The following is a 22,727-nucleotide window of genomic DNA, read 5'->3' on the forward strand; positions in this document are numbered from 1 at the left end:
GAATGGAAGTCCCATGGCTCACGTCCAGACCGTCCTGGGGCCGGTCGACCCGTCCGAACTCGGCCGCGTCATGCCCCACGAGCACCTGATCTCCCTGGTCCCGGGTCCCTGGCTCAGCGGGGGGACCGTGGACGATCCCGTCGACGTCGCAGTGACCGCCTTGAAGGGAATCGGCGAGCTGGGGTTCGGGACGGTGGTGGACCTCAGCCCCTACGGGGTCGTCGGCCGTGACGCAGAAGGGCGCAGCATCGGCCTCCTCCAGGAGATCGCGCGACGCAGTGGCGTGCACATCGTTGCCGGCGCCTCGGTGTACCTCGAGCCGTACTCGCCCCAGTGGGCGCTCGACGCCGACGTCGACACCATGCACGCCCGCTTCGTGGCCGACGCGACCGAAGGGGTCGGGCAGAGCGGCGTCCGCGTCGGGATCCTCGGGGAGCAGGCGACCGGCCTGAACGAGATCACCGCCCACGAGGAGAAGTGTCTGCGGGCGGCAGCGCGGGCGGCCCGCGACACCGGACTGGCGCTCAACACCCACACGACGCACGGCACGATGGCGCTCGAGCAGGTGGCGATCCTGCGCGAAGAGGGCATGGATCCGACGCGGGTGGTGATCGGCCACATGGACATCCACCCCGACCTGACCTACGTCAAGCGGGTCCTCGACACCGGGGTGAGCGTCGCCTTCGACACCATCGGCAAGCAGTTCTGGGACTTCGTGCTGGCGCCGATCCCGAGCGACCCGCCAGAGGGTGAGTTCGAGAAGCGGGCCTATTACCGGTCGGACCGCTCGCGGGCCGCCGGCCTGGCCGAGCTCGTGGCCGACGGCTACGCCGACCGCATCCTGCTGTCCCTGGACATGACGGGCGCGGAGGTCTACCTCAACGGCACCACGCACGGCCAGAGCGGCTACTCCTACCTCGGACGCACCTTCGTCCCGATGGCCCGTCAGCTCGGGGTGCCCGACGAGGCGCTGGAGCAGATGCTCGCGGTCAACCCCGCGCGCCTGCTCACCCTGTCCTGATCGACGTCCCACGGTTCCCGCGCAGGGAACCGCCGAAGGAGCAATTCGTGCCCGTATATCCGTCCGGCCGCAGCGGCAGGGACGGCCCCCTGGTGCTGGGCGTGGACCTCGGCGGCACGAAGGTGCGTGCGGCGATCGCTGACACCGGTGGTGCGGTCCTCGCCGAGATGACCGCCGCGACCGATGTGCGTGGCGGGCGGCACGTCGCCGAGCAGATCGCAGTCCTCGCCCACAGTCTCGTGCGGACGGCAGGGGCAACGCTGGAGCGAGTCGTGGCCGGCGCCGTCGGCACGCCCGGTGTACCCGACGAGGAGAGCGGCACCCTCGGTCTGTCCCCGAATCTCGACGGGCTGGCGTCCGTGAGCCTCAGGGACGAGCTCGCCGGCCGGCTGGGTCACCCCGTCGTCCTCGACAACGACGTGACCGCCGCCGCGGTCGGGGAGCGCTGCGCCGGCTCGGCCCAGGGCTGTGAGGACTTCGTCTTCATCGCGGTCGGCACCGGCATCGGCATGGGCATCGTGAGCGGAGGCCGACTGCTGCGCGGCGCACATGGCGCCGCGGGCGAGATCGGTTACCTGCCCCTCGGCACCGATCCCTTCGATCCGGCCAACCAGCACCGTGGCGCGCTCGAAGAGGCAACCGCGGGGGAGACGGCGGCCGCGCGCTTCCGGGCGGCGACCGGCACGTCGACGTCGACCCGTGAGGTCTTCGACCTCGCCTCTCGAGGCGTGCCGGAAGCCTTGACCGTCGTCGCGGAGCACGCCCGCTACCTCGCGCTGGCGATCACCGCGATCACCGCCGTGCTGGATCCGGCGCTCGTGGTGCTGGGCGGCGGTGTGGGTTCCCGTCCTGAGCTCCTGCGCCCGGTCCGGGCGAGTCTGGCCGCGCTCGGCACGACCTCGGTGGACGTGCGCACCTCGTCCCTCGGTAACCGGGCATCGCTCCTGGGCGCGCTCAACCTGGCGCTGAGCGCCGCCGGCTTCGGCCCCGACTGGAAGGACAACTGATGACCGCGACGGCAGAGCGCGCCGAACGGGCCGGACGGCTGGCCGGAGTGCAGTGGAAGGACTATGTCGTCTACGGCGGATTCGTCGCTGTCTTCCTCTTCTTCGCAGTCACCCAGCCCTCGAGCTTCCTGAGCCTGCCGAACCTCACGAACATCATGGTGCAGGCCGCTCCGATCGCAGTGCTGGCGGTCGGCTTGGTGTTCGTCCTGTCGGCCGGCGAGATCGACCTCTCCATCGGGTCGGTGGTGGCACTCTCCGCGCTGTGCGCGGCCATGGTCCTGCGGTCCACCGGCGCCTGGCCGCTGGCAGTGCTGACGGCGCTAGCGGTGGGACTGGCCGTCGGATTGCTCAACGGGCTCTTCGTGGCCGCCGTCCGGCTACCGTCCTTCCTCGTCACCCTCGCCACGATGGGCCTGGTGGCCGGCCTGGCGAGGCAACTCACCGATCTCCAGTCGGTGCCGGTCACCGACAGCGCCTTCATCAGCCTCTTCGGGGCGAAGTGGCTCGGCCTGCCCGCCACGGTCTGGTGGGCCGCCGTCATCGTCGTCCTGGGTGCGGTGGCGCTGCGGCAGACCCGGTATGGCGCGCACGTTCTCGCCGTGGGCAACAACGCGTCCGCCGCCCGGGTCAGCGGCATCAAGGTCAACCGCGTCCGCGTCGCGGTGATGGTGGGGAGCGCGATGGCCGCCTCCGTGGCCGGCCTGCTCTACGCCGCGAGGCTGCAGGGTGCCCGGTACACCCTCGGTGAGACCGACCTCATGACCGCGATCGCCGCGGTGATCGTCGGCGGCACCAGCCTTTTCGGCGGCCGGGGCACCGTCGTCGGTGCGATGGTCGGCAGCCTGCTCATGGCCATGCTGAACAACGGGCTGATCCTCGCCGGTCTCTCCGTGTCGCAGCAGATGGTGGCCCGTGCCGTGATCATCCTCATCGCCGTGTCCATCTCGCTGCGCGGCAAGCGCGGCAGCTGACAGAGGGAGTGGACGTGTTCCTGGATCTTCTCCGCCGCCGCAATCCCGGGCTCCTGCGGGCCGCCACGCAGCTGCACCGCGCAGGTGAACTGCCGGCCAACTGCTACGCGATCGACCTCGATGCGGTGCGTGCCAATGCCGCGGCCATCACGGCCGAGGCGTCACGCCTCGGCCTGACCGCGTTCGCCATGACTAAGCAGCTGGGCCGCAACCGCGACGTCTCGCGGGCGCTGGTCGAGGAGGGCTTGACGCACGCCGTGGGTGTGGACCTCCAGGACGCCGAGGCGGACGTGGCGGGCGGCCTCCGCGTCGGGCACCTCGGGCACCTCGTACAGATCCCACGGTCCGAGGCCGCTCGTGCGGCGGCGCTCGCGCCGTCGTTCTGGACGGTGTTCAACGACGCCAAGGCCGCTGAGGCCGCTCGAGCATCCGCCGACGCGGGCAGGGAGCAGGCGATGCTCGCCCGGATCGTTGCCGACGGCGACCGCTTCTACCGCGGCCACGAGGGCGGCTTCGATGCGGCGGACGTGGTCGCGGTCGCGGACCGGCTCGACGGGCTCACCGGCGGACGGTTCGCCGGTGTCACGACGTTTCCGGCGATGCTGTTCGAACAGGAAGCGCGGACGGTGCGCCCGACGCCCAACCTCGCCACGTTGCAGGGGGCGGTGCAGCGCCTGCAGCGCGCCGGCCGATCGGACATCGCGGTGAACGGGCCGGGTACTACGTCCACCGCGACGCTGTCCATGCTGGCGGAGGCCGGGGTGACGCAGGTCGAGCCCGGGCACGGCCTGACCGGCACGACACCGTGGCATGCCGTGGAGGACCTGGTGGAGGAGCCCGCCGTCGCCTACGTCTCGGAGGTCTCCCACTGCTACGCCGATGGCGCCTACGTTTTCGGCGGCGGCCTCTACGTCGATCCGGTGCTGGGTGGGTCCAGCACCCGTGCGGTCGTCGTGGGGGACGGTGCCGACCCGGCGACCGTGCCGACGCTGCCCGTCGACATGCCGGCTCCCGCGGCCATCGACTACTACGCGATCGTGGACGTGTCGGACGCAGCGCCGGTCGAGGTCGGCGACACGGTCGTGTTCGGCTTCCGCCCCCAGGTCTTCGTCACCCGTGCCCTGACGGCCGCCATCGCGGGCGTCTCGACCGGTCGCCCGCAGGTCGTCGGACTGTGGGCCGCCGACGGCTCCCGTCCGCTGCACCTTTCCGAGTTCGACGTCGACGCCAGGAGGATCCCGTGACCGCCGCTGCCACCCTGCCGGTCCCGCTCCGGCTGAAGGGCATCCACAAGCACTTCGGCGGCGTGGTCGCCGTCGAGCGCTTCGACCTGGAAGTGGCCGCCGGGGAGATCGTCGCCCTGGTCGGTGACAACGGTGCCGGGAAGTCGACGCTGGTGAAGATCATCTCGGGGCTGTACCAGCCGAGTGAGGGGGAGATCTGGCTCAACGACGAGCAGGTGAACTTCCGCGACGCCTCCGACGCGCGGCGCAAGGGGGTCGAGGTCGTGTACCAGGACCTCGCCCTCGTAGACGAGCAGCCGGTGTACATGAACATGTTCCTCGGGCGCGAGCTCGTCCGTGGCCCGTTCCGGCTGCTCGACCGCGGCCGGATGGCCCGTGAGACGCAACAGCTGGTCAACACCCTCGACGTGCGGATCCCGTCGGCGCGCGCCACCTTGCGCGATCTCTCCGGTGGTCAACGGCAGGGCATAGCCATCTGCCGGGCGACCCACTGGGCGAGCGGTCTGGTCCTGATGGACGAGCCGACGGCCGCCCTCGGCGTGGCCGAGACGGCGAAGGTGGAAGAACTCATCACTCGTCTCCGTGAGCGCGGTGCCGCCGTCCTGCTCGTCAGCCACAACCTCGACCAGGTCTTCCGGCTCGCCGACCGCATCGCTGTCCTCCGAAGGGGCAAGCAGGTGGGCGTGCGCTCGGTACAGGAGACCACGCGTAACGAGATCGTCTCGATGATCACCGGATTGTCGTGACCGGTCCCGAGAGGCAGGCGCCCGGAGACCTCATGCGTCGCGAGATCGCCGAACAGCCGGAGCGATGGCTGGGGCTCGTCGCCGACCGGCGCGCAGTGGACGAGGCGGCGCGCTTCCTCACCGAGCTCCGTACGGCCGGCCGGCTGAAGGGGCTGGTGTTCGCCGCTCGCGGGACCAGCGACCACGCCGCGACATATGCGCAGTATCTGAGTCAGTCACTCCTCGGCTTGCCGGCGGCGATGGCCACCCCCAGCGTCGCGACCGTCTATGGCAGGGACATCCGGAACCCGGACAGCTGTCTGGTCGCCGTTTCGCAGAGCGGAGCCTCCCCGGACCTCCTCGCGACGCTCGAGAGCGCGCGGGCGGGCGGCGCCGCGACCATCGCGTTCACCAACGACGCGGACAGCCCCCTGGCCCGCGCCGCTGACGTGCACGTCCCGCTGCAGGCAGGTCCCGAATGTTCCGTGGCCGCGACCAAGACGTACACGGCCGAGCTCCTCGCGCTGTACCTGTGGCTGCGCGCAGCGGCCGGTGATCCGGTCGCGCAGGTCGACCAGGAGATCCGCTGCCTGGCCGACTACGGGCGGACGGTCATCCGCCGGTCGGCTGAGCTCGCCCCGGGGCTGGCCGACCAGCTGGCGTCCGCCGACCGCGCTCTCCTGATCGCCCGGGCTTTTGGCGCGGCGACCGCGCGGGAGGGCGCGCTGAAGTTGATGGAGACGAGCAGCATCGCGGCCTCGGGCTGGAGCGCGGCCGACGCCAAGCACGGACCCCTCGCGTCGGTCACCCCGGGGACACCCGTGTTCTGCTTCGTGGGAGAGCGGGCAGGACGCGAGTCGGTGGAGGGACTGCTACCCGATCTGCGCGAGCGTGGCGCCGACCTCCACCTTGTGGGGTCTGCGACCGCCGAGTCCGGCCTCGGCGGAATCCTGCCCGCCGACGTGGCTGACCCGCTCATGCCGATGCTCAGCATCATTCCCATCCAGAGCCTCGCCCTGGAGCTCGCGCTGCGGAGGGGGCTCGACCCGGACCGGCCGCTCGGCCTGACGAAGGTGACCCGTACGACCTGAGCGCCACTTCAGGCGCCGGGAGGCGGCTACGAAATCAGCACCTGCGCGGCGTCGCGGCGGCCGGCGGCCCAGAGCAGCAGCTCCAGCGGTTCGCCCTCGACCGTCCGGCCGCCGGCACCGAACCGCTTCTCGGCGCCCGACACGTCGGTGCGTCGCAGGACCAGGCCGCGGCGCCCGGCGGCCCGGCGGGCGAAGAGCCCGGCGGCGCCCCACAGCGCGTTCTGGTCCTCGCGGGGCAGCGTCCGCGGCGACCAGTCCGGCTGAGCGCGCCGCACGTCCTCGTGGTGGATCGCGAACTCCGTGGTGTTCAGCGCCGCTCCGACGCCCTCCCAGGCCATCGGCGACCACGCCGGTGGGCCGGCACGCAGCCGGTTCACGACGTCGGCGTACGGGGTCGACGTCCGCAGCTCGTCCTCCAGGCGGTGCGGCCAGGCGGCAATCGGACCGCCGAGCCCGGTCGCCTCCGCACCCAGGCCGACCAGCGCGTCCGGCCGGCGCTCGCGGACGACGAGGTGGGCGGCGAGATGCGCGGCGTCCCATCCTTCGCACAGCGTCGGCGCAGCGGGACCGAGCCGCTCCAGCGTGTCGGCCAGCTCCTGTCGTTCGCGGTGGACGAACAGGGAAGAACGGCTCATTCCCGCAGGTTACCGAGGACGCGCGGCGTGACCGCCGAGAGCGGTTAGCCGCCCTAACGATCGCGTAGCATCCGAAACCCCAGCAGCACGACCGAAGGAGCAGCGTGGCCCCCCGCCGAGACGCCGTCGTCCGGCGCGGTCTCCGACACGTGTGGCGCTCGATCGTCGAGCAGCCGGGCATGTTCGGCCTTGCCGTCGCGGCGAGCAGCCTGTACGGCGCGATGACCGTCGCGAGTGCCTGGGTGATCGGCCAGGTGACCGACCGGGTGCTGCTGCCGGCGTTCGCCGACGGCGCCACCACCGCCGCGGCGCTCTCGCTCGCGGCCGCCGCGATCCTCGGCGTCGCCCTGCTCAAGATCGTGGGCATCCTCGGCCGGCGGCTGTTCGCCGGGATCATGAGCTACCGGCTGCAGGCCGACTACCGGCGCCGGGTCACCCGGCAGTACCTGCGGCTGCCGTTGTCCTGGCACCAGCGGCACCCCACCGGGCAACTGCTGTCCAACGCCAACTCCGACGTCGAGGCGTCCTGGTACTTCGTCGCGCCGCTGCCGTTCGCCTGCGGAACGCTGGTGATGATCGCGATCACCGTCGTGGCGCTGTTCCTCACCGATCCGCTGATCGCCGTCGTCGGACTGGTCGTCTTCCCCGCGGTCTTCGTCGTCAACGCCGTCTACTCGCAGGTCATGAGCCCGCGGATGCAGCGGGCCCAGCAGCTGCGGGCCGAGGTCAGCGAGATCGCGCACGAGAGCTTCGACGCCGCCCTGGTGGTCAAGACCCTCGGGCGCGAGGTCGCCGAGACCGAGCGCTTCGACGCCCGCGCCAAGGAGCTGCGCGACGGGCTGGTCGCCGTCGGCCGGGTGCGCGGCCTGTTCGACCCGCTGATGGAGGCGCTGCCCAGCCTCGGCACCCTCGCCGTCCTGCTCATCGGCGCCGCACGGGTCGCCGACGGCAGCATCGATGCCGGCAGCTTGGTCTCCATCGCGTACCTGTTCAGCCTGCTGGCGCTGCCGATCCGCGCCATCGGCTGGGTGCTCGCGGACCTCCCGCGCGCCCTCGCCGGCTTCGACCGGGTGCTCCCTGTGCTGGAGGCGACCGGCGAGACGCCCTACGGCCCCGACGCCGCGGTGGTCGCCACCGGCGGTGCCGGCGTCGGGCTCGCCGAGGTCGGCTTCACCTTCGACGGCACCGAGCGCCCCACGCTCTCCGGCGTCACCTTCGACGTGCCGGCCGGCAGCACCGTCGCGATCGTCGGTCCCACCGGCTCGGGCAAGTCCACGCTCGCCGGGCTGCTCGTCCGGCTGGTCGACCCGTCCGACGGGCACGTGCTCCTCGACGGCGTCGACCTGCGCCGGCTGCGCGAGGGGGAGACCAGTGACCAGGCCGCGTTCGTGGCCCAGGGCACGTTCCTGTTCGACGACACCGTCCGTGGCAACGTGACCCTCGACGGGCCGTTCTCCGACGAGGAGGTGTGGACGGCGTTGCGCGTCGCGGCCGCCGACGACTTCGTGGCCGCCCTTCCCGAGGGGCTCGACACCAAGGTCGGCGAGCGCGGGGCCACGCTCTCCGGCGGTCAGCGGCAGCGGCTGGCGCTCGCGCGGGCCGTCGTCCGCAGGCCCCGGCTGCTGGTGCTGGACGACGCGACCAGCGCGGTCGACCCGTCGGTGGAGGCCCGCATCCTCGACGCGCTGCGCACCGCCGACGAGCCGGCCACCGTGGTCGTGATCGCTTACCGGCAGGCCACGATCGCCCTCGCCGACGAGGTGGTGTGGCTCGGGCAGGGCCGGGCGCTGGCCCGCGGCACCCACGATGAACTGCTCGCCTCCGTGCCGGGCTACGCCGCGCTGGTCCGGGCCTACTCGCAGGCGGAGGTCGCGGCGTGACCGCCGCTGCCGGGGCCCGCGAGGAGGGGGCGCTCGCCACGCTCCGCCGGGGCCTCCGGATGATGCCGGAATTCCGGCGGGGGCTGCCCGTCACCTTTGCCCTCGCCCTGATCGCCACGGCGGGCCGGGTGGTCGTGCCGATCGCCGTCCAGCAGGTCATCGACCGCGGTCTGGCGGCCGGTGACCCCGATCTCGGGCTGATCACCTGGCTGGTGCTCGCGTGCGCCCTCGTCATCGTCATCACCGCCGTCGCCGTCTTCCGCATGAACGTCCGGCTCTTCCGGACGACGGAGACCGCACTGGCCGGCCTGCGGGTGCGCGCGTTCCGGCACGTCCACGACCTCTCGGTGCTGCACCAGCAGGGGGAGCGGCGCGGTTCGCTGGTCTCCCGGGTGACCAGCGACGTCGACCAGCTGTCGGTGTTCATGCAGTGGGGCGGCGTGCTGGGCCTGGTGAGCGTCGGCCAGCTCGTCGTCGCGACCGTCGTCATGGCCTTCTACTCGTGGCAGCTGACGCTGCTCGTGCTCGCGTGCTTCGTGCCGCTGGCGATCGCCGTCCGCTGGTTCGCCCAGCGGCTGGCGCGGGTCTACGCCGTGGTCCGGGAGCGGGTGGGGGAGGTGCTCGGGGCGGTGTCCGAATCGGTCGTCGGGGCGCCGACCGTGCGTGCCTACGGCGTCCGTGCGCGGACGGCGACCCGCATCGACGCCGCCATCGACCGGCAGTACCGCGCGCAGGTGGACGCCCAGAAGGTGACCGCCGCGGTGTTCGTCACCGGCGAGTTCGTCGCCGCCCTGGCCAACGCGGCCGTGGTGGTCGTCGGCGTCCTGCTCGGGCTGGCGGGCGACATCACGGCCGGCACGCTCATCGCGTTCCTGTTCCTGGTGAGCCTGTTCGTCGCCCCCGTGCAGACGGCGAGCGAGGTGCTCAACGAGGCGCAGAACGCCGTCGCCGGGTTCCGCCGGGTGCTCGACGTGATCGACACCGCCCCCGACATCCGCGACCCGGCCATCGCGGACCCCGAGCACGTCCGCGAGCTCCCGGCCGGGCCCCTCGGCGTCCGGTTCGAGCACGTCTCCTTCCGGTACGCGCCCGGGGCGAGCCTGGCGCTCGAGGGCGTCGACCTCACTATCGAGCCGCGGCAGCGGGTGGCGATCGTGGGGGAGACCGGCTCGGGCAAGACGACGTTCGCGAAGCTGGTCACCCGGCTGATGGACCCGGTCGACGGGCGGGTCCTGCTCGGTTCCGACGCGGCCGGCTGGGTGCCGCTGGACGAGGTGGCCTTCGCGTCGCTGCGCGCGCGGGTGGTCATGGTCCCGCAGGACGGTTTCCTGTTCGACGCCACGGTCGCGGACAACGTCCGGTACGGCCGGCCCGGCATGACCGACGCCCAGGTCGCGGTCGCCTTCGAGGAGCTGGGCCTCGGCCCCTGGGTGGAGGGGCTGGCGGACGGCGTCGCGACGGCGGTCGGCCAGCGCGGGGAGTCGCTGTCGGCGGGGGAGCGGCAGCTGGTCGCCGTCGCCCGCGCCTACGTGGCCGACCCCGACCTGCTGGTGCTCGACGAGGCGACCAGCGCCGTCGACCCGGCCACCGAGCAGCGGCTCACCCGGGCGCTGGACACCCTCACCAGCGGTCGCACCACGCTGACCATCGCGCACCGGCTCTCGACGGCCGAGCGCGCCGACGAGGTGCTGGTGGTGGACGCCGGACACGTGGTCCAGCGCGGCACGCACGCGGAACTGGTCGACGCCGACGGTCCCTACGCCCGGCTGCACGCCTCCTGGCGCCGGTCGTCGGCGGGGGAGACCACGGCGGTCTGAGAGCTGCGTCACCCGGGTCGGCCGCGGTCGTTGGAGGGTGCATGACCCGCGTGTCCTCGCCGTTCCGCGCGCTGCTCGCGCTCGTCGTCCCGCTCGCCCTCGCCCTCCTCGCCGCGCCTGCGCCCGCGGGGGCGGAAACGCCTGCGTACCCCACCTGGGGCGTCCCGCCGGCCGGCGCGAACGACTGGACCTGCCGCCCGACCGCGGAGCATCCCGAGCCGGCGGTGATCGTGCACGGGACCTTCGGCGACCAGAAGTCGCTGCTGGACAGCCTCTCGCTGGCGCTGGTCCGGCACGGGTACTGCGTCTACTCCCTCGACTACGGCAACCGCGGGACCGGCCCGATCGAGGACTCCGCCCAGCACTTGAAGGACTTCGTGGACCGGGTCCTCGCCTCGACGGGCGCGGCGAAGGTGGAGATGGTCGGTCACTCGCAGGGCGGCATGATGCCGCGCTACTACATCAAGAACCTGGGCGGTGGCGCGTACGTCGACGACCTGGTCGGCCTCGTGCCGTCCAACCACGGCACGACGGTGCAGAACGGCTTCAGCAGCGGCGGCTGGTGCGTCTCGTGCGACGAGCAGATGGCCGGCTCGCCGTTCCTCATCGCCCTCAACTCTCCCGACGAGACGCCGGGCGCCGTCGACTACACCCAGGTCACCACGCGTTACGACGAGGTGGTCGTCCCGTACAGCTCGGCGTTCCTGACCCCCGACGCGCAGACCACGAACATCGTCCTGCAGGACCGCTGCCCGGCCGACGCCGCCGAGCACCTGACGATCCCCATGGACCCGCAGGCGATCGCGTGGGTGCTGGACGCGTTCGGGAATCCCGGGCCGGCGGACGCCGCCGCGCTCATCGGCTGCGCCGGCTGACCTGTCACCCGACCTGGGGACGACGAGCCGCTCTTCCCGCGGGCCGCCCTACGCTGCCCGGATGGTCCCGACCGTCCGGCTCGTGCGCCGCCGTCCGCCCGCCGCCGCGATCGTCGCCGCCGTCCTCGGCCTGCTCAGCTGCGCGCTCCCGGCGCTGTTCCTGCTGATCGGGGTCGCCCTGTCCGACCCCGACAGCCTCGAGCAGCCGGGCTGGACCGACTTCGCGCTGCCCCTCGTCCTCCTCTGCGGCCTGGTGGCCGGTGCGGTGCTCCTCCTGCTCGGCCGGTCGTGGCTGGCGCTGGCCACCGCCGCCGGGGTGCTGCTCGCGCTCATGCTCGCCGCCCGCATGCTGGGCGGGTGGGGTGGTGGGCCGTTCTTCTTCCTGGGCTGGGTCGCCCCCGGGCTCACCCTCGTGCTGAGCGCCCTGCCCGGGGTGCGGGGCTGGGTCACCGACCGCAGGGCAGGCTGAGCCGCAGGTTCCTCCCAGGCGGCCGCCCTAGGCTGGCGCCATGCCGTCGTCCCGTAGCCGGGTGCCGGTCCGGCGCTCGCCCCGGCCGGCGCCACGGACCGATGTCCCGCTCCCGATCCGGCCCGAACGCCCGCCCGCCGTCACCTTCGCCGTGGTCTTCGGTGCCCTGCTGACCCTGGAGGTCCTGTACCTCGGCTGGTTGCTGTGGCAGCCGGACCCGTCGGTCGACCGGTTCCTGGTCGTCCCGCTGCTGCTGGCCGGGCTGGCCGCGGCGGGGTCGATGCTCGTGCTCACCGGGAAGCGCTGGGGATGGGCGGTGCTTGCGGTCGCGGCGATCCTGCCGCTGGCGGCGCTGCTCGTCTTCGTGTTCCTGCTCGGCGCGCTCGGCGGCGGCGCGCAGCTCTGGGCCGGCGTACTGCTGCTGGTCGGCCCGCTGGCCGCGCTCGTGCTGGCCGTGCGGCGGCCGGTGAGGGACTGGTGCGGCGCCGAACGGGCGCGTCGCCCGGCGGAGGGTCGGCGCGGGGCGAGGTCGGCCCGCTAGCGTCGGGCCCGTGAGCAACGGGAGCAGCACCGATGTCGTCGTCGTGGGGGCGGGCCTCGCCGGCCTGGTCGCCACGGCGGAGCTGGCCGACGCCGGCAAGCGGGTGATCCTGGTCGACCAGGAGCCCGAGGCGTCCCTGGGCGGCCAGGCCTTCTGGTCCTTCGGCGGGCTGTTCCTCATCGACTCGCCGGAGCAGCGGCGGCTGCGGGTGCACGACTCGCTGGAGCTGGCCCGGCAGGACTGGCTCGGCACGGCCGGATTCGACCGCACCGAGGACCACTGGCCGCGGCAGTGGGCGGAGGCATACCTGCAGTTCGCGGCCGAGGAGAAGCGGGCCTGGCTCAAGGAGCAGGGCGTCGGCTTCTTCCCCGTCGTCGGCTGGGCCGAGCGCGGCGGCTACGGCGCCACCGGACCTGGCAACTCGGTGCCCCGCTTCCACATCGTCTGGGGCACGGGCCCGGGCATCGTCGAGCCGTTCGCCAAGCGCGTCCGGGCGGCGGTCGACGCCGGCCTGGTCGAACTCCGCTTCCGGCACCGGGTGGCCGAGCTCGTCCTCAGCGGGGGAGCGGTGACCGGCGTGCGGGGCGCCGTCCTGGAGCCCAGCACCGTCGCCCGCGGCGAGGCGAGCTCCCGCACGGAGGTCGGCGACTTCGAGATCTCCGCGCAGGCCGTCGTCGTCACCTCCGGCGGCATCGGCGGCAACCACGACCTGGTGCGGCGCAACTGGCCGGCCCGACTGGGCCCGGCCCCGCAGCGGCTGCTCTCCGGCGTCCCGGCCTACGTCGACGGCCACATGCTCGAGGCGACCCAGGCCGCCGGGGCCAGCGTCGTCAACGGCGACCGGATGTGGCACTACACCGAGGGCATCGCCAACCACTCGCCGGTGTGGGCGAACCACGGCATCCGGATCCTGCCCGGGCCGTCGTCCCTGTGGCTGGACGCGACCGGACGGCGCCTCCCGGTGCCACTGTTCCCCGGCTTCGACACCCTCGGCACGCTGGCCCACATCGGGACGACGGGCTACGAGCACACGTGGTTCATCGCGAGTCACAAGATCGTGGAGAAGGAGTTCGCGCTGTCGGGGTCCGAGCAGAACCCGGACCTCACCGGGAAGGACGTCAAGCTGCTGCTCGGCCGGGCGCGCGCGGGAGTGAGCGCCCCGGTGCAGGCGTTCCTGGACAGGGGCGAGGACTTCGTCGTCGCCTCCACGCTGCCCGAACTGGTGGCCGGCATGAACCGGATCACCGGGGACACCCCCGAGCTCGACCTCGCCCTGATCGAGCGGGAAGTCGTCGCGCGCGACAACCAGATCGCCAACCCCTTCTCGAAGGACTCGCAGATCACCGCCATCCGCGGCGCGCGGAACTACCTCGGTGACAAGCTCATCCGCGTCGCGTCACCGCACCGGCTGCTCGACCCGGAGGTGGGCCCGCTCGTGGCCGTCAGGCTCAATCTGATCACCCGCAAGTCGCTCGGCGGGCTCGAGACCGACCTGTCCGCGCGGGTGCTGCGCCCCGGCGGTGACGTCTTCCCCGGCCTCTACGCCGCCGGCGAGGTCTCCGGCTTCGGTGGTGGGGGCATGCACGGCTACCGGTCACTGGAGGGCACCTTCCTCGGCGGCTGCCTGTTCTCCGGGCGGACGGCGGGCCGGGCGCTGGCGGCGGCCCTGTGAGCAACCCCTGGGCCGACCCGTCGACGCCGACGCAGCCGGGCGCCCCCTACCAGGGACCGCCCCCGACCGCGCCCCAGCCGTACGGCTACCCGTCCCCGTACGGCGGGTACCCCGGTTACGGGCCGCCCGGTTACGGCCCGCCCGGCTCGTGGGCGCCGTTCCCGCCACGGCCACCGCAGCGACCAGGCCAGGTGATCACGAGCGCCGTCCTCGCCTTCGTGCAGGCGGGCGTGGTGCTCTTCGCCTCCCTGTACCTGTGGTTCATCGCCTCGTTCGTCGACCTCGCGGCGCAGGACGACCCCAGTCTGTCCTCCGCGCGGATGGACGCCCTGTCGAGGGAGGGCACCGTGCTGGCCGTCGTCCAGGTGGTCTCGGTCGTCCTCCTCGTCACCGCCGGGATCCGTGCGCTGAGCGCGCGGACACGGCTGTCGTGGCTGCTGGTCCTCGCCGCCCACGGCGTCCAGATCGTGCTGGCGGTCTACTGGGCCGTTCGCCTGGTCGCGCTGATGAACGACATCCCCGGGGCCGGGCCCGGCGGCGGGCTCGCCGCCTTCACCCTCGTGTTCGCGGCCTCGCCGCTGGTGGGCCTGGGCGTGGTGCTGGTCGGCCCCGGTCGCCGCTGGTTCGAGAGCCAGCGGCAGTAGAGAGGAGCCCCGGGCCGCCTGATCAGGCCGGTGCGGGGCTCGGTTGCGCGCTGACGGCCGTGTCCGTGGAGTGACCGGGGAACAGGTCCGCGTCAGGGTCCAGGTACGTGGCGGCGTTGTTGACGGCCGTGGCGGCCTCACCGAAGCCGACCGAGATGAGCCGGACCTTGCCGGGGTAGGCCGTGACGTCTCCGGCGGCGTAGATGCCCGGCAGGCCGGTCGACATGGCCGTGTCCACGACGATGTTCCGGTTCTCCAGGGTCAGCCCCCAGGTCGTCAACGGGCCCAGATCGGCGGTGAACCCCAGAGCGGCGACGACGGCCTGGGCGGCGTGTGACTCGACAGTGCCGTCCTCGTCGCTCCGGACGTCGACGGCCTCGACCTGGTCGGCGCCGTGGAGGGCGTGCACCTGGCGCTTGGTGAGCACGCGGACGGAGCTGGCCAGCACCTGGTCGACCGTGTGCCGGTGTGCCCGGAAGCTGTCGCGCCGGTGCACGAGGGTGACCGATCGGGCCAGCGGCTCCAGCGCCAGGGCCCAGTCGAAAGCACTGTCGCCACCGCCGACGATCATGACGTCGCGGCCGGCCAGTTCTGCCAGCGTGGGGACGAAGTACATGAGGCCGCGACCGAGGTGTGCCTCGCCGGCGGGCAGCGGGCGCGGGCGGAAGGTGCCGATTCCCGCGGTCAGGAGGACGGCGCCGCAGGACACGGTCCGGCCGTCGGCCGTCGTGAGGACGATGCCACGGACGCCGTGGTGGGCGTGCGGTCGACGGTCCAGTCCGACCACCTGGTCCCCGAGCAGGTAGGTGGGGGAGAAGGGGGCTGCCTGTTCGACGAGGCTGTGCACGAGGTCACGGCCGCGGACGGCCGGGAGTCCGGCCACGTCGTAGATCGGCTTCTCCGGGTAGAGGGCACTGATCTGCCCGCCGAGTTCGGGCAGCGAGTCCATCACGGCGACGGACAGGCCCCGGAACCCGGCGTAGTAGGCCGCGTACAGGCCGGCCGGACCGGCGCCGATGACGGCGACATCCACCTGGATGTGGGTTGGCAGCATCGTTCGATCGAACAATAAATCGAATGACCGGTCAAGGATGCACATCGACACAGGTCAGGGTCTTGCCAATCGGTCTATTGATCGGGCACCCTGTGCCGCGTGACGCAGACCACTGTTCGGCTGGAGCCGGTCCACGAGGGTCGTCTCGACCGCGAGACGCAGGCCCGCCTGGCCCAGTTGGCCATCGGCCACGCCATCCGCGAGCGTGCGGCTCTGACGCCGGATGACGTCGTCGTGCGGGAGCAGCAGTTCGGCATCTACGCCGAGCACACGTGGGCCGAGTACAGCCACGACACCGAGACGCTCGCCTGCGGCCTGCTGCGGCTCGGAATCCGACGGGGCGACACGGTCGCGATCATGGGCGACCCCAGCTACCTCTGGATGGTCGCCGACGCGGCCATCATCAGCATCGGCGCCGTCTCCTTCGGCATCTACACGACCTGCTCACCGGAGGAGATCGCTCATCAGCTGAACACGGCCGGTGCGGTCGCGATGGTCGCGGAGAACCAGGAGTACGTCGACAAGCTCCTGGCGCTCGGCGACCGGTGCCCTTCGGTGCAGCACGTCGTCGTGGACGACACCCGGGCGCTGTTCGGGTACTCCGACCCCCGCATCCTGCCTGCGGCCCACCTGCTCACCCCGTCGGAGCCCTACTCCGCCGCCGAGCGTGCTCAGCTGGCCGAGCTCGCTGCGAGCGCCTCGGCCGACGACGTCGCGCTGCTCGTCTTCACGTCCGGGACCACGGGGCAGTCGAAGGCCGCCATGATCACCCACCGGAACTTCCTGGTCGGTGGCGCCCTGCAGCTGTGCCGGGTGTTCCCCGAGCTCACCGGCCCCGACCCGCGTCCGGTGATCTGCCACCTGTCGCTGGCCCACGCGTTCGAGCGGATCGTCTGTCTGTACTCGCCGATCCTCACGGCGATGGTCGTGCACATGGGGGAGGACGTCGAGGACCTCAGCACCACGCTCGTGCAGTCCCAGCCGTACTACTTCCACGCCGTGCCGCGGATCTGGCAGAAGATGGCCAGCCGGGCGGTGACGAACATCGATCGCTCCAGCCCGCTGAAGCGGTTCGCGTACCGGCAGGCCATGGCGGTCGCGCGCCGCGAGCGCGCGCTGCGCTGGGACGGTGTCACTCCGTCGCTACGGCTCCGGCTGGCCTACCGCCTGGCTCGCCTGGTCGTGTTCGTGCCGCTGCTGCGGAAGTTCGGTCTGGGCCATACCGCGATCGGCCTCACTGCCGGCACGCACGTGCCGGAGGAGGTTCAGCGGATGTGGCAGTACTGGGGGCTGAACCTCATCAACGGCCTCGGGATGACAGAGGTCGGCTTCGTCGCCTTCCAACGCGGCCGTTACCCGGTCCCGGGTGCCGTGGGCCGGCGTGTCCCGGACCTGGAGGTGCGGGTTGCCGACGACGGCGAGCTGCAGTACCGCGGGCCCGGCGTGTTCGGTGGCTACCTCGGCGAGGCCGAGCGCACGTCCGAGGCGTTCACACCCGACGGCTGGTTCTGCAGCGGTGACGTCGGAACGGTCGAGCCCGGCGGCGACATCGTCCTCAGGGACCGCAAGAAAGACATCATGATCACCGCGGGCGGCAAGAACATCACACCCAGCCTGGTCGAGAACACGATCAAGGGCAGCCCGTACGTCAGCGAGTGCGTCCTCTTCGCCGACGGACACAAGTACCCCACCGCCCTGATCGAGATCGACCTCGACGCGGTGACCGAGTGGGCCGAGACCCGCGGCCTCGAGTTCACCGGCTTCACCAGCCTGACCCAGCTCCCCGAGGTGATCGCTCTCATCGACTCCGAGGTGCAGCGGCTGAACGCCCAGCTCGCCCGCGTGGAGCAGGTCAAGAAGTTCCGCATCCTGCCCAAGGAGCTCGATCCCGAGGAGGGGGACACCACCCCCACCCGCAAGATCCGCAGAGCGCACTTCCAGCGGATGTTCCAGGACCTCATCGACGACATGTACGTCGACGAGCGCCAAGAGTCCCAGCAGCTCCAGTGAGGCCGTTCCCGGCCCAGCTGTTGCCGTAGCCCGCCCCGGGTCTGCGGTTGTTCCCGAGTTCCACCAACAGGAGGACATCGATGTTGCGCAGATCAGGGAGGCTCGCGGTCGTTGCGACGGCCGGAGTCCTGGTGCTCAGCGCCTGCGGAGGCGGGGGTGAGGCGGCCACTGCGCCAGGCGGTGCAAAGACCGCCCAGGCTGCCTCGGGCGAGCCTCTCAAGATCGGCTGGTTGACCGACGCCACTTCGGTCACCCGCGGCACCTACTACCCTGAGTACGAGGGTGCCAAGCTGTTCTTCGACAACCTGAACGCCAACGGCGGCATCGACGGCCGGCCGGTCGAGATCGTGATGCGCGACATGAAGATCGACGCGGAGCTCGCGGTCACCTCGGCCACCGATCTCATCCAGGGCGAGAACGTGCTCATGCTCGCCGGCGGCACCATCGAGGGCCGAATGCCGGCCATCTTCGACGTGGTCCGCGCCAACCAGACCGCGTTCCTGTCCGGGCACAGCGCCCGGCCCGACATGTTCCCGAGCAAGCCCGACCCGCTGCTGTTCACGGTCGGCAACGTCTTCGAAGCCATGTCGGACGCGCGCCTGGACATTTGGCCCAAGCTCATGGACGAGATCGGCGTCAAGGGTGGCGACATCTCCTGCTACATCCACCAGGCACCGGCCGCGAAGGCCGTGTGCAACCGCTGGCTCGACGAGCAGGTCAAGCAGACACCGAAGTTCTCGCAGGGCCCGATCGTCAACGCGCCCCTGCAGACCACGGACTTCACCTCGTTCGTCCGGCCGATCGTCGACGACAACCCGGCGGCCTTCTTCGACATCTCGATCGCGTCGCACGCGATCGGCGTGGCCGTGGCCGCCCGCAACCTCGGGTACCAGGGACCGATCGTCTTCTCGATGACGGCGACGCCGGAAACCGACATCCGGCAGGTGGCCGACCAGGCCGGCGGGAAGAAGCTCTACGCCCTGTCGAACATCACCTCGATCTCGGAGACCAAGGTTCCGGAGATCAAGAAGATCCTCGGTGCGGCCGACAAGTACGGCACCGAGATCGACCCCAGCTCGGCCACGGTCAACGGCTGGCTGATGGGCATGACCATCGCCGACGCCCTGAAGCGGTGCGGTGCCGACTGTGATCGCGCCGGGCTCCGGGACGCCCTCGAGAAGACCGACCTCGACACCAAGGGCCTCACCGGTGGCCCGCTGGCGTACTCGCCGACCGACCACATGGGGATGCGCTACTGGACCGCCTACAAGTGGGACGACGCCAAGGGCGGGCTCGTCCGGGCGGTGGACGAGTGGACCAAGTTCAACCCGGCCACTGACCTCGTCTCCCCGCTGAACCCGTAGCACCTGCCACCTGACCCGGGTGGCCTCGGCCACCCGGGTCACGGAAGGAATCCCCTCTCGTGGACTTATCGATCATCGTCGACGTCCTGAAGCTCGCCAGCGTCTACGGCGTGCTCGCACTCGGGTTCGTCATCGTCTACCGCACCTCGCGCGTACTGAACCTGGCTCAACCGGGGGTCGTGCTGCTCGCCGGGCTCATGGCTCTGACATTCATCCCGCGGGATGCGACGCCGACCCGGTTCTGGCTCACCGCCCTCGTCCTGCTGGTGCTGGGGGCTGTGGCGGGCCTCGTCCTCTATGTGCTCCTCCTGCGCCCCATGGCCGGGCAGTCGCACATCGCCCAGGTGCTGATGACCCTGGCCGCGCTGTTCCTCCTCCAGGCCATCTCCGAGGCCGGCTGGCGGGGGGAGTCGGGCTTCATCCCCATGCCCGGCCGGCAGGTGCGCTGGGAGGTGCTCGGCACCAACGTGCGACTGCTCGACGTCGCCCCGATCGTGGTGGCGGCTCTCGTGGTGGTCGGACTCGCCTTCTTCTACAGGTACTCCCGGTCCGGCCGGCAGATGCGCGCCGTCGCCGAGAACCCGGCTCTCGCCGCCCGGCGGGGGATCAACATCGAGAAGATCGGTGCGATGGCCTGGTGCATAGCGGCCGCGCTGGGCGTGGTCGCGGTGTTCCTGACCGGCACGCAGGGATCGGTCAGCCTGTTGTTGGTCGGCACGACGCTCAAGGGCTTCACCGTCGCCTTGGTCGGTGGACTGGACAGCCTGTCGGGCCTTGTGCCCGCCGCTCTCCTGGTGGCCGTCGCGGAGGTCATCACGGTCCGCTTCATCGACCAGCAACTGGGCGAGGCGATCCCCTACGTGGTCCTGCTCGTCGTCCTGCTCGTCAAGCCGTGGGGCCTGGCGGGCACCCGAGAGGAGCTCGACCGTGTCTGACACCACCCTGCGGGCTGTCACGAGAGAAGACTCCGTGACGTCACCTCCCGTCCTCCGCGAGCCGAGCCGTCGCCGGCGGGGCTCGCCCTACCTGCGGACCGACTATCGGGGCGAGCTGACCCTCTTCCCCTACAGCGGCCCCCGCCTGACCGTCATCGCGGTCACGGTGGTGCTGGTGGCGGCCTACCCCTTCCTGGCCAACGCGTTCTGGCTCGGCGTGATCAACCTGGCCGTGATCGCTGCGATCGGGGCGCTCGGCCTGCAGATCGTGACTGGGATGGCCGGACAGCTGTCGCTCGGGCACGCCGCATTCCTCGCCGTCGGCGGGTTCTTCGCGGCCGGGCTCCACCTGCACCTGGGCCTGCCACTGTGGGTCGCCGGGCCGGCCGCGATGCTGGCCGGAGCAATCGCCGGGGCGATCGCCGGTCTCCCCGCACTGCGGATCCGGGGCTTCTACCTGGGCATCACCACGCTGGCCGTGCAGTACGTCGTGATCGCCATCGGGCTGAAGTACCAGGGCTACCTGCAGACCTCCTTCGGCACTACGGGGTCGTTGAGCCTGCCCATGCCGGACCTGGGGTTCGTCACGCTCACCACTACGACGGACTGGTACTACTTCCTCGTCGTCCTTGCCGGCGTGGTCATCCTGGCGGTCACCAATCTCAAGCGCTCGACCTTCGGGCGGAGCATGCTGGCCGTCCGCCAGCGGGAGTTGGCCGCCGAGGCGCTGGGGGTCAACGTCGCCCGGGTCAAGATCACGGCGTTCGCGCTCAGTGGCACGCTGGGTGGCCTGGCCGGCGCCCTGTCGGCCTACTACTACCGCGGTGTGGGCATCGAGGACTTCGACCTGCTGCTGAGCGTCGAGTTCCTCGCCATGATCATCGTGGGCGGCCTCGGCTCGATCCTGGGCGCGGTCCTCGGCGCCGTGTTCGTGATCGCGACGCCCCTGCTGGTCGGCCAGCTCATCGCCGCCTTCGGTTTGGAAGGGCTGCTCGGCCAGCACCTGCGGGCCATCGAGCTGGCCGTCTTCGCCCTCACGATGATCGGGTTCCTGCTGTTCGAGCCCGAGGGACTGGCCGGGGTCTGGCAGCGGCTGAAGACCTACCTCACGCGATGGCCTTTCAAGTACACCGGCATGTCCACGCAGACGAAGCGATAGGGGGCGGGCGTGCTCGAGTTGCATCAGGTCGAAGTTGCGTACAACAAGACAGCTACTGCGGTGCGGGGTGTCACCCTGCATGCCGAGCCGGGCAAGATCACCGCGCTCCTCGGCACCAACGGGGCCGGCAAGACCACCACGCTGACGGCGATCTCCGGCTTCATCGGCATGGAGAACGCCGACGTCGTCGGCGGAGAGATCGTCTACAAGAGCAAGCGGCTCAATCGCCTCGCTCCGCACCGGGTGTCGCAGCTCGGCATCGCGCTCGTCCCGGAGCGCGACAAGGTCTTCGACACGCTGACCGTGGCCGACAACATCAAGCTGACCGCCGGATCGGCGGGCAAGGCGCGGCACGTCTACGAGGAGTTTCCGCGGCTGGGGGAGCTCGCCGGTCGCACGGCCGGCTACCTGTCCGGCGGCGAGAAGCAACTGCTCGCCCTCGCGATGGCGCTGGTCACCGAGCCGGAGGTCCTCCTCGTCGACGAGCTGTCCCTCGGGCTGGCTCCGCGCGTCACGGCTGAGCTCCTGCGGGAGCTGCAGCGGGTCCAGCGCGACCGCGGACTCACCGTGGTGCTCGTGGAGCAGAACGCGGCCGCGGCGCTGGACGTCGCCGACTACGGCTACGTCATGGAGGACGGGCGGGTCGTGCACGACGGCACGCCGGAGGCGTTGCTGTCGCACGGCGACATCATGGAGTTCTACCTGGGGACCGGGGGCGGCGACGCTCAACGACGCTCGTACCGGGACGTCAAGCAGTACCGACGCAAGCGGAGGTGGGCGGGATGACCCCGACCCTGGAAGTTGACAACGTCCGCATCGCCTTCGGCGGCATCACGGCCGTCGACGACGTGTCCTTCGACCTGTCGGGTCAGGAGCTCGTGGCACTGATCGGCCCGAACGGTGCCGGGAAGACCGCTCTGCTCAACAGCATCTCGGGCATCTACCGACCGGCCAGCGGAGAGGTGCGGCTGGAGGGGCGCAGCCTGCGCGGGGTGCCCGTGCACAAGATCGCCACGGGCGGCATCGGCCGGGCGTTCCAGCACGCCGAGTTGTTCGCCGGCCTGACCGTGGTGGACAACCTCATGGTGGGGCGGCACCGCCAGTTGAACAGCAATCTGCTGTCGATGGCCGTGCGCATGGGCCCCTACCTCCGGCGGGAGGTGGCCCAGCGCGCGGTCGTGGAGGAAGTCATCGACTTCTTCGAGCTGGAGCGCGTACGCAATCGGCAAGTGAGCAGCCTGCCGTTCGGGGCGCAAAAGCTTGTCGGCGTGGCGCGCGCACTCTGCATGGAACCGAAGGTGCTGCTCCTGGACGAACCGTCGTCAGGGCTCACCCGGCAGGAGAAGGAGGACTTCGCCCGCTTCATGCTGCGCATCCGCCACGATCGGGGGCTACCGATGCTGTGGGTCGAGCACGACATGCAGATGGTCATGGATCTCGCCGACCGCCTCGTCGTCCTGGACCACGGAGTGAAGATCGCGGACGGTGCTCCGGAGGCCGTCGCCGAGGATCCCGCCGTGCGAGCGGCGTACCTCGGCGTCTCCGAGACCGACACGGCGGCGGTCGAGTTCGCCGGCTGATCCGGCCGATCGGCGGCCCGCGGCCGCCCTTGC

General features: G+C 71.4%; 21 protein-coding genes. 19 read left to right on the forward strand and 2 right to left on the reverse strand.

Annotated elements, in window-relative coordinates; all coding sequences use genetic code 11:
* Positions 1-13 precede the first annotated feature (13 nt).
* The 6 genes from AC2H4J_RS16975 to AC2H4J_RS17000 are packed head-to-tail and all read left to right on the forward strand — an operon-like array spanning position 14 to position 6,059.
* Positions 14-1,021 carry a phosphotriesterase family protein gene (locus tag AC2H4J_RS16975; protein WP_487466060.1) on the forward strand — a complete coding sequence of 336 codons (1,008 nt, stop codon included), beginning with the start codon at positions 14-16 and terminating at the stop codon, positions 1,019-1,021.
* Between the two features lie 47 nt (positions 1,022-1,068).
* On the forward strand, positions 1,069-2,028 hold the full coding sequence (locus tag AC2H4J_RS16980; protein ID WP_487466061.1) for an ROK family protein: 960 nt from the start codon (positions 1,069-1,071) through the stop codon (positions 2,026-2,028).
* Positions 2,028-2,999, forward strand: coding sequence for an ABC transporter permease (locus AC2H4J_RS16985; RefSeq protein ID WP_487466062.1), 972 nt, complete (start codon positions 2,028-2,030; stop codon positions 2,997-2,999). The genes AC2H4J_RS16980 and AC2H4J_RS16985 overlap by 1 nt, the downstream gene beginning before the upstream one ends.
* A 14-nt stretch (positions 3,000-3,013) precedes the next feature.
* The gene (locus AC2H4J_RS16990; RefSeq protein WP_487466063.1) at positions 3,014-4,243 is read left to right on the forward strand and encodes an alanine racemase; all 1,230 of its coding nucleotides are present in this window, start codon (positions 3,014-3,016) and stop codon (positions 4,241-4,243) included.
* A complete protein-coding gene (locus AC2H4J_RS16995; protein WP_487466064.1) occupies positions 4,240-4,989 on the forward strand; it encodes an ATP-binding cassette domain-containing protein in 750 nt (249 codons plus the stop codon). Before AC2H4J_RS16990 ends, AC2H4J_RS16995 begins: the two co-directional genes overlap by 4 nt.
* Positions 4,986-6,059, forward strand: coding sequence for an SIS domain-containing protein (locus AC2H4J_RS17000; RefSeq protein ID WP_487466065.1), 1,074 nt, complete (start codon positions 4,986-4,988; stop codon positions 6,057-6,059). Before AC2H4J_RS16995 ends, AC2H4J_RS17000 begins: the two co-directional genes overlap by 4 nt.
* Before the next feature lie 26 nt (positions 6,060-6,085).
* Here the strand turns inward: AC2H4J_RS17000 and AC2H4J_RS17005 are convergent, their stop codons facing one another.
* Complete coding sequence (locus AC2H4J_RS17005; RefSeq protein ID WP_487466066.1) at positions 6,086-6,694, reverse strand: TIGR03085 family metal-binding protein; 609 nt, start codon at positions 6,692-6,694, stop codon at positions 6,086-6,088.
* Positions 6,695-6,798: 104 nt separating this feature from the next.
* On the opposite strand from AC2H4J_RS17005, the gene AC2H4J_RS17010 reads away from it, so the two are divergent.
* From AC2H4J_RS17010 to AC2H4J_RS17040, 7 genes are all read left to right on the forward strand, one after another.
* Complete coding sequence (locus tag AC2H4J_RS17010; protein ID WP_487466067.1) at positions 6,799-8,574, forward strand: ABC transporter ATP-binding protein; 1,776 nt, start codon at positions 6,799-6,801, stop codon at positions 8,572-8,574.
* Positions 8,571-10,391 carry an ABC transporter ATP-binding protein gene (locus AC2H4J_RS17015; RefSeq protein WP_487466068.1) on the forward strand — a complete coding sequence of 607 codons (1,821 nt, stop codon included), beginning with the start codon at positions 8,571-8,573 and terminating at the stop codon, positions 10,389-10,391. Before AC2H4J_RS17010 ends, AC2H4J_RS17015 begins: the two co-directional genes overlap by 4 nt.
* A 41-nt stretch (positions 10,392-10,432) precedes the next feature.
* Positions 10,433-11,266 (forward strand): esterase/lipase family protein, encoded by an 834-nt coding sequence (locus AC2H4J_RS17020; protein WP_487466069.1) that lies wholly within the window; start codon positions 10,433-10,435, stop codon positions 11,264-11,266.
* A gap of 61 nt (positions 11,267-11,327) precedes the next feature.
* Entirely contained in the window at positions 11,328-11,735 is a 408-nt protein-coding gene (locus AC2H4J_RS17025) for a hypothetical protein (RefSeq protein ID WP_487466070.1), read from the forward strand.
* A 40-nt stretch (positions 11,736-11,775) separates the two neighbouring features.
* On the forward strand, positions 11,776-12,276 hold the full coding sequence (locus tag AC2H4J_RS17030; protein ID WP_487466071.1) for a hypothetical protein: 501 nt from the start codon (positions 11,776-11,778) through the stop codon (positions 12,274-12,276).
* Between the two features lie 10 nt (positions 12,277-12,286).
* On the forward strand, positions 12,287-13,948 hold the full coding sequence (locus AC2H4J_RS17035) for an FAD-binding dehydrogenase (RefSeq protein ID WP_487466072.1): 1,662 nt from the start codon (positions 12,287-12,289) through the stop codon (positions 13,946-13,948).
* Positions 13,945-14,592 carry a DUF6264 family protein gene (locus tag AC2H4J_RS17040; protein ID WP_487466073.1) on the forward strand — a complete coding sequence of 216 codons (648 nt, stop codon included), beginning with the start codon at positions 13,945-13,947 and terminating at the stop codon, positions 14,590-14,592. Before AC2H4J_RS17035 ends, AC2H4J_RS17040 begins: the two co-directional genes overlap by 4 nt.
* Before the next feature lie 22 nt (positions 14,593-14,614).
* On the opposite strand, the gene AC2H4J_RS17045 is transcribed toward AC2H4J_RS17040, so the two are convergent.
* Positions 14,615-15,646, reverse strand: coding sequence for an NAD(P)/FAD-dependent oxidoreductase (locus tag AC2H4J_RS17045; RefSeq protein ID WP_487466074.1), 1,032 nt, complete (start codon positions 15,644-15,646; stop codon positions 14,615-14,617).
* A gap of 99 nt (positions 15,647-15,745) precedes the next feature.
* Here AC2H4J_RS17045 and AC2H4J_RS17050 point away from each other — a divergent pair, with 99 nt between their 5' ends.
* The 6 genes from AC2H4J_RS17050 (at position 15,746) to AC2H4J_RS17075 (ending at position 22,694) form a co-directional block, all read left to right on the forward strand.
* Complete coding sequence (locus AC2H4J_RS17050) at positions 15,746-17,656, forward strand: AMP-dependent synthetase/ligase (protein ID WP_487466075.1); 1,911 nt, start codon at positions 15,746-15,748, stop codon at positions 17,654-17,656.
* A gap of 80 nt (positions 17,657-17,736) precedes the next feature.
* Positions 17,737-19,020: an ABC transporter substrate-binding protein gene (locus AC2H4J_RS17055; RefSeq protein WP_487466076.1), complete on the forward strand. Its 1,284-nt coding sequence runs from the start codon at positions 17,737-17,739 to the stop codon at positions 19,018-19,020.
* A gap of 59 nt (positions 19,021-19,079) precedes the next feature.
* Entirely contained in the window at positions 19,080-19,955 is an 876-nt protein-coding gene (locus AC2H4J_RS17060) for a branched-chain amino acid ABC transporter permease (RefSeq protein ID WP_487466077.1), read from the forward strand.
* A gap of 34 nt (positions 19,956-19,989) precedes the next feature.
* Complete coding sequence (locus AC2H4J_RS17065) at positions 19,990-21,114, forward strand: branched-chain amino acid ABC transporter permease (RefSeq protein ID WP_487466078.1); 1,125 nt, start codon at positions 19,990-19,992, stop codon at positions 21,112-21,114.
* Positions 21,115-21,123: 9 nt separating this feature from the next.
* Positions 21,124-21,900, forward strand: coding sequence for an ABC transporter ATP-binding protein (locus AC2H4J_RS17070; RefSeq protein ID WP_487466079.1), 777 nt, complete (start codon positions 21,124-21,126; stop codon positions 21,898-21,900).
* Positions 21,897-22,694: an ABC transporter ATP-binding protein gene (locus AC2H4J_RS17075; RefSeq protein ID WP_487466080.1), complete on the forward strand. Its 798-nt coding sequence runs from the start codon at positions 21,897-21,899 to the stop codon at positions 22,692-22,694. The genes AC2H4J_RS17070 and AC2H4J_RS17075 overlap by 4 nt, the downstream gene beginning before the upstream one ends.
* Positions 22,695-22,727: the final 33 nt, after the last annotated feature.

This window comes from Blastococcus sp. OS1-29 (assembly GCF_057628075.1).